At 60.3% G+C, this 15,321-nt stretch carries 16 protein-coding genes; 8 read left to right on the forward strand and 8 right to left on the reverse strand.

The annotated features are described in order from the left end of the window. Window positions 1-5: 5 nt before the first annotated feature. Window positions 6-710: a molybdate ABC transporter permease subunit gene (modB, locus tag ACHEXK_RS13670; protein WP_416546847.1), complete on the reverse strand. Its 705-nt coding sequence runs from the start codon at window positions 708-710 to the stop codon at window positions 6-8. A gap of 13 nt (window positions 711-723) precedes the next feature. Beyond that, window positions 724-1,440: a molybdate ABC transporter substrate-binding protein gene (gene modA / locus ACHEXK_RS13675; protein ID WP_416546848.1), complete on the reverse strand. Its 717-nt coding sequence runs from the start codon at window positions 1,438-1,440 to the stop codon at window positions 724-726. Between the two features lie 94 nt (window positions 1,441-1,534). Between modA and ACHEXK_RS13680 the strand changes: the two genes are divergently transcribed. Further along, on the forward strand, window positions 1,535-2,293 hold the full coding sequence (locus ACHEXK_RS13680) for a molybdenum-dependent transcriptional regulator (protein ID WP_416546849.1): 759 nt from the start codon (window positions 1,535-1,537) through the stop codon (window positions 2,291-2,293). A 15-nt stretch (window positions 2,294-2,308) separates the two neighbouring features. On the opposite strand, the gene ACHEXK_RS13685 is transcribed toward ACHEXK_RS13680, so the two are convergent. Further along, entirely contained in the window at window positions 2,309-2,686 is a 378-nt protein-coding gene (locus tag ACHEXK_RS13685; RefSeq protein ID WP_416546850.1) for a DUF779 domain-containing protein, read from the reverse strand. Between the two features lie 73 nt (window positions 2,687-2,759). Beyond that, on the reverse strand, window positions 2,760-4,280 hold the full coding sequence (adh, locus tag ACHEXK_RS13690) for an aldehyde dehydrogenase (RefSeq protein WP_416546851.1): 1,521 nt from the start codon (window positions 4,278-4,280) through the stop codon (window positions 2,760-2,762). A 330-nt stretch (window positions 4,281-4,610) separates the two neighbouring features. Here adh and ACHEXK_RS13695 point away from each other — a divergent pair, with 330 nt between their 5' ends. The 5 genes from ACHEXK_RS13695 (at window position 4,611) to ACHEXK_RS13715 (ending at window position 8,800) form a co-directional block, all read left to right on the forward strand. Continuing rightward, complete coding sequence (locus ACHEXK_RS13695) at window positions 4,611-6,506, forward strand: sigma-54-dependent Fis family transcriptional regulator (protein WP_416546852.1); 1,896 nt, start codon at window positions 4,611-4,613, stop codon at window positions 6,504-6,506. Window positions 6,507-6,579: 73 nt separating this feature from the next. Further along, window positions 6,580-7,230: a glutathione S-transferase gene (locus ACHEXK_RS13700; RefSeq protein ID WP_416546853.1), complete on the forward strand. Its 651-nt coding sequence runs from the start codon at window positions 6,580-6,582 to the stop codon at window positions 7,228-7,230. Window positions 7,231-7,345: 115 nt separating this feature from the next. Further along, entirely contained in the window at window positions 7,346-7,717 is a 372-nt protein-coding gene (locus ACHEXK_RS13705; RefSeq protein ID WP_416546854.1) for a TraR/DksA family transcriptional regulator, read from the forward strand. Window positions 7,718-7,781: 64 nt separating this feature from the next. After that, window positions 7,782-8,195 carry a VOC family protein gene (locus ACHEXK_RS13710; protein ID WP_416546855.1) on the forward strand — a complete coding sequence of 138 codons (414 nt, stop codon included), beginning with the start codon at window positions 7,782-7,784 and terminating at the stop codon, window positions 8,193-8,195. Between the two features lie 5 nt (window positions 8,196-8,200). Continuing rightward, complete coding sequence (locus ACHEXK_RS13715; RefSeq protein ID WP_416546856.1) at window positions 8,201-8,800, forward strand: MarC family protein; 600 nt, start codon at window positions 8,201-8,203, stop codon at window positions 8,798-8,800. A 50-nt stretch (window positions 8,801-8,850) separates the two neighbouring features. On the opposite strand, the gene mrdA is transcribed toward ACHEXK_RS13715, so the two are convergent. The 4 genes from mrdA to ACHEXK_RS13735 are packed head-to-tail and all read right to left on the reverse strand — an operon-like array spanning window position 8,851 to window position 13,346. Then, on the reverse strand, window positions 8,851-10,815 hold the full coding sequence (mrdA, locus tag ACHEXK_RS13720; protein ID WP_416546857.1) for a penicillin-binding protein 2: 1,965 nt from the start codon (window positions 10,813-10,815) through the stop codon (window positions 8,851-8,853). Between the two features lie 2 nt (window positions 10,816-10,817). Continuing rightward, window positions 10,818-11,339 carry a rod shape-determining protein MreD gene (gene mreD / locus ACHEXK_RS13725; RefSeq protein ID WP_416546858.1) on the reverse strand — a complete coding sequence of 174 codons (522 nt, stop codon included), beginning with the start codon at window positions 11,337-11,339 and terminating at the stop codon, window positions 10,818-10,820. Beyond that, the gene (mreC, locus tag ACHEXK_RS13730; RefSeq protein ID WP_416546859.1) at window positions 11,336-12,274 is read right to left on the reverse strand and encodes a rod shape-determining protein MreC; all 939 of its coding nucleotides are present in this window, start codon (window positions 12,272-12,274) and stop codon (window positions 11,336-11,338) included. Before mreC ends, mreD begins: the two co-directional genes overlap by 4 nt. 28 nt (window positions 12,275-12,302) lie before the next feature. Further along, a complete protein-coding gene (locus ACHEXK_RS13735; RefSeq protein ID WP_416546860.1) occupies window positions 12,303-13,346 on the reverse strand; it encodes a rod shape-determining protein in 1,044 nt (347 codons plus the stop codon). Between the two features lie 210 nt (window positions 13,347-13,556). Here ACHEXK_RS13735 and gatC point away from each other — a divergent pair, with 210 nt between their 5' ends. Both gatC and gatA read left to right on the forward strand, forming a co-directional pair. Next, on the forward strand, window positions 13,557-13,856 hold the full coding sequence (gene gatC, locus ACHEXK_RS13740) for an Asp-tRNA(Asn)/Glu-tRNA(Gln) amidotransferase subunit GatC (protein WP_416546861.1): 300 nt from the start codon (window positions 13,557-13,559) through the stop codon (window positions 13,854-13,856). A 3-nt stretch (window positions 13,857-13,859) separates the two neighbouring features. Then, entirely contained in the window at window positions 13,860-15,320 is a 1,461-nt protein-coding gene (gene gatA, locus ACHEXK_RS13745; RefSeq protein WP_416546862.1) for an Asp-tRNA(Asn)/Glu-tRNA(Gln) amidotransferase subunit GatA, read from the forward strand. The last annotated feature ends 1 nt before the right edge of the window (window position 15,321 follow it).

Raw genomic sequence — 15,321 nt, forward strand, 5'->3', positions numbered from 1 at the left:
GTCTCTCAGATGCGCCGACGCTCGGCGCTTCGGCGCAAACCCGCCAGGCCCAGCAACACGGCAAAGGCAAACACGGCCATACCGCCGGCCAGCACATGGGCTTGCGCGTATTCCATGGCCTCCACATGGCCATAGATCAAGGTGGACAGCACCCGCGTTTGCCCCGGGATGTTGCCGCCAATCATCAGCACCACGCCAAACTCACCCAGCGTGTGGGCAAAACTGAGCACGGCAGCCGTCAACACAGCATGCCGCGCTTGCGGCAAAGCCACGGTGAGGAAAGCATCGAGGGGTTTGGCGCCCAGCGACATGGCCGCCTCCATCGGGCGCGGCCCCATGTCGGCAAATGCCACTTGCAAGGGCTGCACGGCAAAAGGCAAGGAATAAACGATGGAGCCGATCACCAACCCTGTGAAGGTGAAAGACAAAGTGCCCCAGCCCATCCACTGGGTGAATTGACCCAAGGGCCCATGGGGCCCCATGAGGACCAGCATGTAAAAGCCCAGGACCGAGGGCGGCAAGACCAGCGGCAGTGTGACCATCGCCCCCACGGGTTCGCGCCAGCGCGAGTCGGTGCGGGCCAACCACCAGGCCAGCGGCGCACCCACCAGCAACAACAGCACCGTGCTCACCCCTGCCAGACGCAAAGTCAGCGCCAGAGCAGGCCAAGTCGAGGCCACAAAGTCAGCAGAAAAAATGAGGTCCAGCATGCGTCTGCGCCCTTCAGAACTGGTAGCCGTGCGCGCGGATCACAGCACGGGCCGCGTCGGTGCGCAAATACTGCCAGAGCGCTTGGGCCGCCGGGTTGGTTTGGGCGGTTTTGAGGAGCACGGCATCTTGGCGAATCGGGTCATGCAAATGGGCGGGCACGACCCAAGCCGATCCCGTGCTGATTTTGCCGTCCACCAAAACCTGCGACAGGGCCACAAAACCCAGAGTGGCGTTGCCGGTTTTCACAAACTGAAAGGTTTGGCCCATGTTTTCGCCGGTCACCCAATGGGGGCGCAGCCGGCTCGTGAGGCCCAGCTTGTTCATGACCTGCATGGCGGCGGCACCATAAGGGGCCAGCTTGGGATCGGCCAGGGCCATTTTGCCGCTGCGCTGGCCCGAAGCCAACTCGTTCAAGACCGCCGCTTTGCCATCCACCACACCCGTTTGGCTGCTCCACAGAACCAACTGACCTACGGCGTAGGTGAAAGCGCTTCCGGCCACGCCCATGCCCTCTTTGAGCAAGCGGGCGGGCGTCTCGTCATCGGCCGCCAACAACACACCAAAGGGTGCGCCATTGCGGATCTGGGCGTAAAACTTGCCCGTGGCCCCAAAGGACAGCACGGCTTTGTGGCCAGTGTCCTTTTCAAAAGCCACCGCAATTTTCTGCATGGGTGCGGTAAAGTTGGCCGCCACAGCCACCTGCACCTCGTCGGCCTGGACAGCGCCCATCAGGCCCCCAAGCAGCACGACAAGGAAACAAAACCGATTCATGACCATTCGCTATTCTTAAAATGAATAGCGATTCTACACACCCTCTTTGACCATGCGCGTGCCAACCGACCCCTTGCACCAAGCCCTGGGCCACACGGCCAGTGACAAGCGTTTGGACATCTTGCGCCGCATTGGTGAAGTCGGCTCGATTTCGCAGGCTGCACGCGATGCGGGTGTGAGCTACAAAGCGGCCTGGCAAGCCGTGGACACGCTGAGTAACCTGGCCGGCAGCCCGCTGTTGGAAAAAGTGGTGGGCGGCAGCGGCGGTGGCGGTGCGCGGCTGACCGCAACAGGGCACAAGTTGCTGGCCGCAGCCGAGCGCCTGCACACGGCACGCAATGCGGCCGTGGCCCAACTCGATGCCGTTCCAGCGTTCGGTGCCGGGGCCTTGGCCTTGCGCACCAGCATGCGCAACACCTTGCCTTGCACCGTGCACCGCGTTCAAGCGCAAGCGGGGGCCATGAATGTGCAACTGCGTCTGCCCGATGGGCAAATGGTCACGGCGCGCATCACGCGCGAAAGTTCCCAGTTGTTGGGCCTGACCAAAGGCCTGAATGTGCTGGCCTTGTGCAAGGCCACCGCCGTGAAGATCAGCGCCATGGTGCAGGACACCTTGAACCAGGACACCAATTGGCTGCACGGCACGGCATCACGTCTGCCTGCGGCTGGACGGGCTGGCGAAGTGCGCCTTCAGCTGGGGGCCGACCTGCACTTGGTGGGCTTTGCCGATGCGGGGCACGGTCTGCGCCAAGGCGATGCCGCGATGGCCCGCTTCGAATGGGCCGCTTTGGTGATGGGTCTGCGGGACTGAAGAGCAAGCGCCATCTCAGGCCAAATCACGCAACACCTGCGGCTCGATGGCCGCCCACTCTTCGTCGGTGAACAGGCGCGAGCGGGTGTGAAAGGCTTTGCCGGTGTTGCCTTCGAGTGAAAACGTGCCGCCCGAGCCTTCGATCACATCGATGATCAGCTGGGTGTGTTTCCAATACTCGTACTGGGATTTGCTGATGTAAAACGGCACGCCACCCACATGGCCCAGTTGCACGTCATAAGGGCCAATTGTCAGATCGGTGGGCAAATAACAATTGGCGGCGCTGTTGTCGCAGCAACCACCACTTTGGTGAAACATCAGCTCGCCGTATTGCGCTTTGAGTTCATCGATCAAGGCCAGCGCTTCGGGCGTGACCACCACACGTTCAACCATGTTCATCTCCTGACATGCCAAGACAAAAAGGGGCGGATCACGCCGCCCCTGTGAGGATGACCGAATCCATCGATCAGAAGAAGCCCAGTTTGCTCTCGCTGTAGCTGACCAAGAGGTTCTTGGTTTGCTGGTAGTGGTCGAGCATGACCTTGTGGGTTTCGCGGCCGATGCCGGACTCTTTGTAGCCACCAAATGCCGCGTGTGCGGGGTAAGCGTGGTAGCAGTTGGTCCACACCCGGCCGGCCTTGATGGCGCGGCCCATGCGGTAGGCGACGTTGCCGTTGCGGCTCCACACGCCAGCGCCCAAACCGTACAAGGTGTCGTTGGCGATTTCCAGGGCTTCGGCTTCGTCTTTGAAGGTGGTCACGGCCAAAACGGGGCCAAAGATCTCTTCTTGGAAAATGCGCATTTTGTTGTGGCCCTTGAACAAGGTGGGCTGCACGTAATAGCCACCCTCCAAGTCGCCACCCAAATGGGCCTGCGCGCCACCGGCCAAGACTTCTGCGCCTTCTTGCTTGCCCAAGTCCAAGTAAGACAAGATCTTGGTCAGCTGTTCTTTGGACGCTTGTGCGCCCATCATGCTGTCGGTGTCCAACGGGTTTTGGTGCTGGATGGCGGCCACGCGCTTCAAGACACGCTCCATGAACTTGTCGTAAATGCTTTCTTGGATCAAGGCACGCGATGGGCAGGTGCACACCTCGCCTTGGTTGAACGCAAACAGCACCAAACCTTCGATGGCTTTGTCGAGGAAACCATCGTCTTTGTGCATGATGTCGGCAAAGAAAATGTTGGGCGACTTGCCGCCGAGTTCCAGCGTGGCGGGAATCAGGTTGTTGGCAGCGGCTTGGGCGATCACGCGGCCCGTCGAGGTCGAGCCAGTGAAGGCGATCTTGGCGATGCGTTTGCTGGTGGCCAATGGCATGCCGGCTTCACGGCCGTAGCCGTTGACGATGTTGAGCACGCCAGGAGGCAACAAGTCGGCGATCAGCTCAGCCATGATCATGATGGAGATGGGGGTGGACTCGGCGGGCTTGAGCACCACACAGTTGCCCGCACCAATGGCGGGGGCCAGTTTCCAGGCCGCCATCAAGATGGGGAAGTTCCATGGAATGATCTGACCGACCACGCCCAGGGGTTCCTGGAAGTGATAGGCGACAGTGTTCTCGTCGATGTTGGACAGCGCGCCTTCTTGCGCACGCAGGCAACCGGCGAAGTAACGGAAGTGGTCCACCGTCAGTGGGATGTCGGCATTGAGCGTTTCGCGAATCGCTTTGCCGTTGTCCACGGTTTCGGCGTAAGCCAACATTTCCAGATTGGCTTCAATGCGGTCGGCAATTTTCAGCAGGATGTTGGCGCGGGTGGCTGCATCGGTTTTGCCCCAAGCGTCAGCGGCTTTGTGGGCGGCGTCCAGTGCCAGCTCGATGTCGGCGGCGTCTGAGCGCGCAGCCTGTGTGTAGACCTTGCCGCTGATGGGCGTGATCACATCGAAGTATTGGCCTTTGACTGGGGCCACGAATTTGCCGCCGATGAAGTTGTCGTAACGGGCTTTGTATTGAACTTTGGCGCCTGCGGCGCCGGGTGCTGCGTAGATCATGTGGGTCTCCAGTTTCAAATGTTTGATTCAGACTTGGTGCAGCACTCAGGGTGTTGCACACGCCTGCTTCTTTGCAAGTGCAATGCCAACACGTCAAACATCAGGGTATTCACCGAGGCCCCGACTGAAATGGAGCTGACACAGGTCAAACAGCGCCCCATTGCACAGACAAAGTGCGCTACACAATGTCCACTGTCCGCCTGCTGTCAGCGACACCTGTCACAAATTGAGACACTTGATCACGGTCTTTGCTGCGAGTCCTTGCGTTACGGGTACAGCCCCCTAGACTGAGGACATAAAAATGAGGCCACACGCCTACGGAGACAAGCCATGCGCACCCACGCCATATTGCCCACCCCCCAGCTCAGGCAGGCCAGGCTTCAACTGGTCGAGCGTGGCATTACCCCGACAGCGCAAATCGACGCCTTGGTGAGCCGATCATGGCATCGCAGCTTGGCGGCAGGCCTTTCACCCATCGGGCGTCTGAACTGCTTGGACAACCTGGCGGGCAGCAGCTTGCAACGCGCACGGACACTCAACCACGACCTGATCAGCCATTCAGAGCCGGTCATGGAATACTTGTTCGAACAAGTGCGACAGAGCCACAGCATGGTGATCCTGGCCGATGCCCAAGGGGTGTTGATGCACACACTGGGTGACCTGGATTTCTTGAACAAAGCCGATCGTGTGGCCCTGCGTTGCGGCGCATCTTGGGCAGAAAATCAACGCGGCACCAACGCGATCGGGACAGCCTTGGCAGAAGCCAACGAGGTGGAAATCAACGGCGCTGAACACTATCTCGACCGCAATGGCTTTCTGACGTGTGCGGCCGCACCCATCCTGTCGGCTCAAGGCAAGCTCATGGGAATTCTGGATATTTCCGGCGATCATCGCAGTCGACATCCTCACACCTTGGGTTTGGTCTCGACCGCTGCACGCATGATCGAAAACAGCTTGGTCCTGTCTTCTTGTCGTCAGCAAATACTGGTTCAACTCCATGCCAAGGCGGAAGGCATTGGCACCGTTGCACAAGGCGTGCTGGCTTTCTCTGAAGACGGTTGGCTGGTGGGTGCCAACCGCAAAGCGCTCGATTTACTGGGCCTACGCCATGCCGACATGCACACCGTCAGCTGGCCACAGTTGTTTGACGAAGCCTTCGAGCGATTGCTGAGCGCACAACAGCGCAACAAAGGCCGACCCAGCCAACTGCACACCGTGCAAGGCGCTATTTTGTATGCGCAACTGCACAGTCAAAGCCAGGCCCAACAAAGTGTCACCATCACCCTTGCCCCGACTCGCGATGCACTGAGCCAACTCGACAGCGGCGACCCTCTGTGGCAACAGGCGGCCGACAAAGCCCGCAGGGTCATGGACAAAAACATCCCTTTGCTCATCACCGGCGAGTCAGGCGTGGGCAAAGAACTTTTTGCCCAAGCTGTTCACCAATGCTCTGCCCGCAAAGACAAGCCTTTCATCGCCGTCAATTGCGCAGCCGTGCCTGAGCACCTGATCGAAGCCGAACTTTTCGGCTATGTGGGAGGTGCATTCACAGGCGCAGCCAAAAACGGTATGCCCGGCAAACTGCGCGAAGCCCACGGCGGCACCCTGTTTCTGGATGAAATTGGGGACATGCCCCTGAGCTTGCAAACGCGCTTGCTGCGGGTGCTGCAAGAACGCACGGTGACGCCTTTGGGCAGCAGTGCCGCCATTGCCGTGGACTTTGCGCTGATGGGTGCGACCCACCAAAATTTGCGTCAAGCCATCGAGCAAGGACGCTTCCGCAGTGACTTGTATTACCGCATCAACGGTCTGAGTTTGCACTTGCCCGCCCTGCGTGAACGCACCGACCTGCAAACGCTGACGCAAACGATCCTGCATAAATTCGCCCCTGATGCTGATTTGAGCCTGCATCCTGAAGTGAGCACGGCCATGGCAGCATTCGACTGGCCTGGCAATTTGCGGCAACTTAGCCATGTTTTGCGTACCGCTGTCGCTTTGTTGGACCCGCATGAAACACAAATCAACTGGGTCCATTTGCCCGCAGATTTGGCCGAGGATTTACAGCGCTGCGCCCAAATCCTGACACCGCAGGCACCTGCCCAAAACCTGCATGCACTGTCGCTCAAAGCGATCGAGCACGCCCTTGAAAATGCAAGGGGCAATGTCTCAGCAGCGGCCAGGCAACTGGGAATCAGCCGCCAAACGCTGTACCGCAAGCTCCAATGAATTCGGTCATCTGCGCGACCGATCCTTTTATGCACTTTCATTAAACTGGCCTGCGAACTACTCGGAGACCCCCATGCTCACACTCTGCGGCTTCGCAGCCAGCAATTACCACAACAAAGTCAAATTCGCCATGCTCGAAAAGGGCGTGCCATTTGAAGAAGAACTGGCCTGGGTCGGTGCCACCGACGCTGCGGCCAGCCCCTTGGGCAAAGTGCCTTACCTGAAGACACCCGATGGCGCAATGTGCGAGTCGGCTGTGATGCTCGAGTACATCGAGCAAAAGTACCCGCAAAACCCCCTGATCCCTGCCGATCCCTTTGCCGCCGCCAAGGTGCGCGAGCTGGCTCTGTTTCTGGACCTGCACTTGGAGCTGGTTGCACGCAACCTCTACCCCGAAGCCTTTTTTGGCGGCAAGGTGAGCGATTCGGTCAAAGAAAAAGTGGGTGCGCAACTCGAAAAGAACGTCGCCGCGTTTGCCAAACTCGCCAAGTTCGCCCCCTTTGTGGCGGGCGACAGCCTGACGCTGGCCGATTGCGCCGCCGTCACGCATTTGCCACTGGTTTCAGGCGCCACCAAACTGATTTACGGCAAAGACTTCCTCGCGGAGCTGCCCGTGCGCGACTACCTCAAAATGATGGGCGAGCGTCCCCACATGCAAAAAGTCAACGCCGACCGCAAAGCCAATATGGATTTGATGATGTCGCGCATGAAAGCCAAAAGCTGAATCTGTGCGTTTGAGCACCTGATGTGCGTCCACCCCAGCCCGTGGCGCATGTCAGGCGGCAGCGGGGGTTGACCCACATCAATACCGCGCCCCCCCAGGCGCCTAGGATGAAGCCATGACTTCATCCCACACCCCCTCCCTGACCGCCCACCGCGAGCGGCTTTTGCAAGAGCGCTCGCAACTGCTGCAGCGCATCGCCCAAGAGCGCGGTGGTTGGGTCTCGCGCGCCGACATGGCCGCCGAACACGATGTGCGCAGCTTTGACGACCGGGCCCAGGCCATTTCCGAGCGCAACGACGAATTCGCCATGAACGAACACGAAACGGCGCAATTGGGAGACATCGAAGCCGCACTGGAACGCCTGGATGCAGGCACCTATGGACAGTGCAGCGACTGCGGTGTGCGCATTCCACCTGCACGACTGAGTGCTTACCCCACTGCCAAACGTTGCATCAACTGCCAAAGCCTGTCTGAGCACCACCGCTGAGGCACGCTCAAACCTCGGGTTCTTCCCGCTGCCCAAGGGCCTTTGGGCTGATATGCTTTCGGGCATGCACAGCCTTTTCCATTTCGCTTTTCATGTCACTGACTTGGACGAAGCCCGTCGTTTTTATGGTGGGACTCTCGGCTGCCAAGAGGGGCGATCCACCGACACGTGGGTGGACTTTGATTTTTTCTCTCACCAGATTTCACTGCACCTGGGCGAGCCATTCAAGACCACCCTGACGGGGCATGTCGGTGAGCACCTGGTGCCCATGCCGCACTTCGGCTTGGTCTTGAAAAAGAACGATTGGCAAGCGCTGGCGGACCGTTTGCAAGCAGCCCACATGCCGTTTGTCGTTGACCCCCATTTGCGCTTTGCAGGTCAACCGGGCGAGCAATGGACCATGTTTTTCATGGACCCGTTTGGCAACCCGATCGAAGTCAAAGGCTTTGCCGACCTGGGCACGGTGTACGCGAGCTGATGGGCATGGAGCACACCTTTGCTTCGGCCACCATCTTGCTGCTGCTGATCACCGACCCGCTGGGCAACATCCCCATTTTTGTGAACACCCTGCGGGCCGTGCCGCCAGAGCGCAGGGCGCGTGTGATCGTGCGCGAGGTCTTGATCGCCTTTGGCCTGCTGCTGGCGTTTATGTTTGTGGGGCAGTCGTTCCTGAAGGCCATGAGCCTGTCGGACGTGTCTTTGCAAATTGGTGGCGCGGTGGTGCTGTTCTTGATTGCGCTGCGCATGATTTTTCCGCCGCCACCCCAGGACACACCCGTACCCTTGGCCGAGCCCTTGATCGTGCCCCTGGCCATTCCCGCTTTGGCAGGCCCTTCGGCCATGGCCACCGTGTTGCTGTTGGTCAGTCAAGCCCCTGAGAGGCGCATGGAGTGGGTGGCCGCATTGACGGTGACCATGCTGGTGTGCGCTGGGGTGCTGCTGCTGGCCGAGCGTTTGCAGCGCGTGGTGGGTTTGCGCGTGGTCTCGGCTTTTGAGCGCTTGATGGGTCTGATTTTGGTCTCCATCTCGGTCGAAATGCTGATTCGGGGCTTGAAGTCGCTGGCGCAAAGTTGGCCGCACTGATCCTGCGGACAGGCCCCCTCATGGCCAAACCCAGGTGGTTCAGCAGCGCCTTATCGCGCTTGAATCGGCACGTCTTGTTTGCTTCGGGGTTTGCCCACCGGGCTGGCGGTCTGGCCTTTTTGGGTGGCGAGCATGTCTTCTTGGCTGGGGTATTGACCCAGTAACCAGTAGTCAAACACACGCCGTGCAATGGGAGCGGCTGAAGCCGCACCGAAACCCGCGTTTTCCACCACCACCGCCACGGCGATTTGGGGCTTTTCGGCCGGCGCATAGGCCATGTACAGGGCATGGTCACGCTGGTACTCCGACATGTTGGCCGCGTTGTATTTGTCCTTTTGGCCAATCGTCACCGCTTGGGCTGTGCCCGTTTTGCCGGCGCTGGTGTAAGCCGCGCCAGCAAACACACGGGCCGAGGTGCCGGAGGTGACCACGCCCACCAAACCATTGCGAACCACGTCCAGATGCTCGGGCTTGAAACCCAAGTCCAGGGGCGCTGCGGTCGGGACGGGTGTTTGCGCATGGGTCAAGGCGTCTTGTGTGGCCGTGACCACCCGCGGCTTGAACTGCACCCCGCCATTGGCCAGTGTGGCGGTGGCAGAAGCCAGCTGGAGCATGGTGAAGGTGTTGTAGCCCTGACCGATGCCCAAAGAGATGGTCTCACCGCTGAACCATTTCTTTTGCTCGGGTTTTTTGAAATAGTTGCGCTTCCATTCCGTGCTGGGCAAGATGCCGCGCACTTCACCCGGCAAATCAATGCCCGTGATCTGGCCAAAACCCAAGGGCTTCATGAAGTCGTGGATGGCGTCCACCCCCATCTCGTTGGCAAGCGAGTAGTAATAGACGTTGCTGGACAAGACGATGGACCGGACCATGTCCACGGGCCCCAGGCCGCTGTCGCCGTGGCTGCGGAAGGTGTGGCCGCCATAGGTCCAAGAGCCAGCGTCGTTGATGACCGTGCCGGCACTGCGCTTGCCCATCGACAAAGCGGCCAGAGCCATGAAGGGCTTGTAGGTCGAGCCCGGCGGGTAAGTGCCACGCAATGCCCGGTTCAGCAAGGGTTTGTCAATGGACTCGTTGAGCATTTGCCAGTTCTCAACGTCGATGCCGTCCACAAACAAATTGGGATCGAACGTGGGTTTGCTGACAAAGGCCAGCACCTCCCCGGTGTTCGGATCCAAAGCCACGAGGGCCCCTCGGCGAGTGCCAAACAGGTCTTCCACCATTTTCTGCAACTGGATGTCGATGGACAGCACAACGTTTTGCCCCGGCGTGGCCAAGTCGCTGGACAGGCTGCGCGTGGCCCGCCCGCCCGCCGAAGTCTCCACCCTGTTCACCCCCGTGATGCCATGCAGTTCCCGCTCGTAACGCTGCTCGACCCCCAACTTGCCGATGTATTCGGTGCCGCGGTAGTTGCCCGTGTCATCCTCTTCTTCCAAACGTTCTTTTTCTTTGGCATTGATGCGGCCGATGTACCCCACCACGTGGCTGGCCAAATCACCGTAGGGGTATTGGCGAAACAAACGCGCTTTGACCTCGACACCCGGAAAGCGGTAGCGCTGCGCACTGAAACGCGCCACCTCCTCATCGCTCAAACGGGTGCGGATGGGCAAGGAGTCAAAGCTGCGCGAGTCTTCACGCAATCGCTTGAAACGGCGTCGGTCTTTGCCCTGGATCTCTACCACCTCGGCCAACGCATCGATGGTGGCTTCCAGGTCGTTGACGCGCGAGGGCGTGATCTCGAGCGTATAGGCCGAATAATTGCTGGCCAATACCACCCCATTGCGGTCGAGGATGGTGCCGCGCGGGGGCACGGTGGGGATCACCGCTGTGCGGTTGTTTTCAGCCTGCTCCAGCAAGTCATCGTGCCGCACGATTTGCAGATACGACAAGCGTGCAAGCAGCAGCAAAAAGCACACCAGCACCACGATCTGCATGACGGCCACTCGCTCGCGAAACCGTTGCAGTTCGGCCTGGCTGTCGCGCAACTCGGCAAGGGAAGGCAGCCACGTCGACATGCTCAAAGCGGCCGAATGTTGTCGGGGTCAAAAGCGCGTCGCTGGGGTGCGAGCAGCAAAGTCCCCACCAAGGGCCACAAAACAGCCTGCATGAAAGGCGCGAACAACTGGCTCCAATGCGGCCAAGCATCGTGCACGATCAAGCGCGTGGCCCACTCCAACAGAGCGGCCACCACAAACAAGGGCACGATTTGCAGGGCTTGCTCGCGCAGCGGGAACCACAGCAATCGCCGCTGAACCGCCAAGGCGATGCTGCTGAGCACCACGTAAGACAACGCGTTTTGTCCCAGCAAGGCCGACTCATGGACGTCCAGCGCCAAGCCCAAAACAAAAGCCAACACCACGCCCACCCGACGCGGCTGGTACACATTCCAAAACACCACCACGATGGCCATCACATCGGGCAACCAATGCCATCCCGTCAAACCCAGCAGCATGTTCAGCAACAAGCCCAGGATCAGGGTGAACGCAATGAAACGTGGGTTGGCCGGAAGCAACAGTGGACGGCCTGCGGGCATGATCATGGCGCAGCTCCTGCGGCAGAAGTCTGGCCTTTGCCCTTGCCCTTGCGCTTGGGCTCCACCGGCACCTCGGGCACGGTGGGCCAATCCTTGACCGGCATGAGCACCAGCAAATGTCGGCCGCGTGGTTTGGCGGTGGGGGTGGCCTGAACGCGGGCAAATGACGTGTCGACCCGGCGATCCATGTGGCTCACCACGCCAACATGCAAGCCCGGGGGATACACCCCATCGATGCCGCTGGTGGTGAGCAAATCACCGGCTTTGATGTCCGTGCCCGAGGGCACAAATTTCAACTCCAATGCACCGCCAAGGGTGTTGGGGTCGCCGATGGCGACATGGCGCGTGCCGGTTCGTGCATTCAAAACAGGAATGGTCTGGCTCCGGTCGGTCAGCAAAGTCACTTCGCTGACCAAGGGGTAGACCCGGGTCACTTGCCCAACAACGCCGCCCACGTCGATCACGGCGGCGCCTTGCACCAAGCCCGCCAACAAACCCCGGTCCACCACCAAGCGGTCGGTGTACGGGTCCGTCGTGTCATACAAGACCTCCACCGCCTTGGTCGGGCCAGCAAACTGCGCACGCAAGGCCAAGAGGTCACGCAGTTGGGCGTTTTCTTGGGCCAATTGCTCTACCTGCTGCAGCCTTTGGGCTTGGGCAATGGTGCGGACTTGGAAGTCTTGCGCAGCGTCTTGGGCTTTTTCCAAATCACTGAAATAAGCACCCAAACCACGAACAGCGCGCACAGGTTGCAGCGACAACCACTGCAGAGGGGCCAGCACCACGGCGATGCCCGATCGCAAAGGCTGTGAAATCTGGAAACGGTGGTCAGAGGCCATCAGCAAAATGGACAACAGGGCCAGCAACACCAACTTGGCAGACGCAGACAGACCCTGCCGAAAAATCGGCGGGGCACTGCGTTCCAGGGTATCCAGAGCCATGAGGGGGTTGCGCCGGATATGACCGGGCTTATTCGCTGGTGAAAATGCTGCCCAGCTGGTCCATGCGCTCGAGCGCCATGCCGCAACCGCGCGCCACGCAAGTCAGCGGGTCTTCAGCCACCAGGACAGGCAAACCGGTCTCCTCGGCCAGCAAACGGTCCAGATCGCGCAGCAGTGCGCCGCCACCGGTGAGCATCATGCCGCGCTCGGCAATGTCTGCACCCAGCTCTGGGGGGGTATGCTCCAGCGCAGTTTTAACCGCTGAGACAATCTGGTTGAGTGGGTCGGTCAGGGCTTCGAGGATTTCATTGGAGCTGATCGTGAAGCTGCGGGGCACGCCTTCGGACAGGTTGCGGCCTTTGACTTCAATTTCCTTGACTTCGCTGCCGGGAAAGGCCGAGCCAATGCTTTTCTTGATCGATTCGGCAGTGGGCTCGCCAATCAGCATGCCGTAGTTGCGGCGGATGTAGCTGATGATGGCTTCGTCGAATTTGTCGCCCCCCACACGCACACTGCCTTTGTAGACCATGCCGCCCAGGGAGATCACGCCAACCTCGGTGGTGCCACCACCGATGTCCACCACCATGGAGCCCGAAGCCGCCGACACCGGCAAGCCAGCACCAATCGCTGCAGCCATGGGTTCCTCGATCAAATACACCTCGGAAGCGCCAGCGCCCAAGGCCGACTCACGGATGGCGCGGCGCTCCACTTGCGTCGAACCGCAGGGCACACAAATGATGATGCGGGGGCTGGGACGGAAGGTGCTGCGGGGGTGCACCATGCGGATGAACTGCTTGAGCATCTGCTCGGTCACGGTGAAGTCGGCGATCACGCCGTCCTTCATGGGGCGGATGGCTTCGATGTTGCCAGGCACCTTGCCCAGCATGGCCTTGGCCTCGTGGCCCACAGCTTGCAAAGTTTTTTTGCCTTGGGGGCCACCCTCATGGCGAATGGCCACCACAGAAGGCTCGTCCAACACGATGCCCTTGTCACGCACAAAAATCAGGGTGTTGGCCGTGCCCAAGTCAATGGCCAGGTCGCTGGAAAAATAACGGCGGAAAGAGGAAAACATTCAAGAGTCCTTTGACGCGCCACCCCAGACCTGCGGTTGGCTTTGGGGGGATGGGCACGGCGATCAAATCAGGGGGATGTCTGGTGCGGGCTCAAAGACTGCAGAGCGAGCGGCACCAAACACAGGATAATACCTGATCCCCTGGCAAAACAGGTCTGACCAGACCCCGTTGACGCTGTAAAAACGACCCTTTACAACTCTTTACAAACCATGTCCCTGACCCCGCAGGATATTGCCCGGATCGCCAACTTGGCCCGGCTGGAACTTCAGCCGGAAGAAAGCGAGCGCATGCTCACCCAGATCAATGGCTTTTTGGGGATCGTGCAAGCCATGCAGGCGGTGGACACCACCGGCATCACCCCCATGGCCCACCCCGTGGCCGCCATCCAGGACATCACGCTGCGTCTGCGCCCGGACTTGGCCAACGAACCCGACCAGCGCGATCTGAACCAGCGCAGTGCCCCGGCCGTCGAGCACGGCCTGTTTTTGGTTCCCAAAGTCATCGAGTAAGCCATGAGCGATCTGCACAACCTCAGCGTGAAAGCGCTGACCACCCTTTTGCAAACCAAAGAGGTCAGCGCCGTCGAAGTGGCCACGCGCTTTTTGGCCCGCATGGGCGGCAACCCACACCACGCCTTTCTGGACATCGACAGCGAAGTGACGTTGGCCCAAGCCCGCGCCTCGGACGCGAAACTGGCCGATGGCACCGCCGGACCGCTGGAAGGCGTGCCCGTGGCGCACAAAGACGTGTTTGTCACCCGCGATTTCGCCACCACCGCGGGCTCCAAAATCCTGAGCGGCTACCGCTCGCCTTTTGACGCCACCGTGGTGCAGCGCCTGCGCACGGCGGGCATGGTCACTTTGGGCAAGCTCAACTGCGACGAATTCGCCATGGGCTCGGCCAACGAAAATTCGGCCTATGGCCCGGTGCAAAACCCCTGGGACACGGCCCGCGTGCCCGGCGGCTCGTCTGGCGGCAGTGCCGCTGCAGTGGCTGCAGGCTTGGCCCCCGCCGCCACCGGCACCGACACGGGCGGCTCCATCCGCCAGCCGGCCAGCTTTTGCGGCATCACCGGCATCAAGCCCACTTATGGCCGCGCCAGCCGCTACGGCATGATTGCCTACGCCTCCAGCCTGGACCAGGCTGGCCCCATGGCCCGCAGCGCCGAAGACTGCGCCTTGTTGCTCAGTGCCATGTGTGGCGCTGACCTGGACCGCGACTCGACCTCGCTGGACATGCCCACCGAAGACTTTGCGGCATCGCTCAACCACTCACTCGAAGGCCTGCGCATTGGCATTCCCAAAGAGTTCTTTGGCGAAGGTTTGGCCGCCGATGTGCGCGCCGCCGTCGATGGTGCTTTGCGCGAGTATGAAAAACTGGGTGCCAAGCTGGTGCCCATCAGCCTGCCGCGCACCGAGTTGTCGATCCCGGTCTACTACATCATTGCTCCGGCCGAAGCCAGCTCCAACCTGAGCCGTTTTGACGGCGTGAAGTTCGGCCACCGTGCCAAGGACTACACCGACCTGGTGGACATGTACAAAAAGACCCGCGCCGAAGGCTTTGGCAACGAGGTCAAGCGCCGCATCATGACGGGCGCCTATGTGCTGAGCCACGGCTACTACGATGCCTACTACCTGCAAGCGCAAAAAATCCGCCGCATGATCGCCGACGATTTCCAAAACGCCTTCAAAGCATGCGACGTGATCGCCGGCCCTGTGGCCCCGTCGGTGGCTTGGAAATTTGGCGACAACGCGAACGACCCGCTGGCCGACTACTTGGCCGACATCTTCACGCTGCCCGCCTCACTGGCCGGCCTGCCCGGCATGAGCGTGCCTGCTGGCTTTGGTGCGGGCAGCATGCCCGTGGGCCTGCAGCTGATCGGCAATTACTTCCAAGAAGCCCAGTTGTTGAACGCCGCACACCGCCTGCAACAAGCGACCGATTTCCACCTCCAGAAACCAGCGGGGGTTTAAG

Source organism: Limnohabitans sp. DCL3, assembly GCF_048019295.1.
GTDB lineage: Bacteria > Pseudomonadota > Gammaproteobacteria > Burkholderiales > Burkholderiaceae_C > Limnohabitans_A.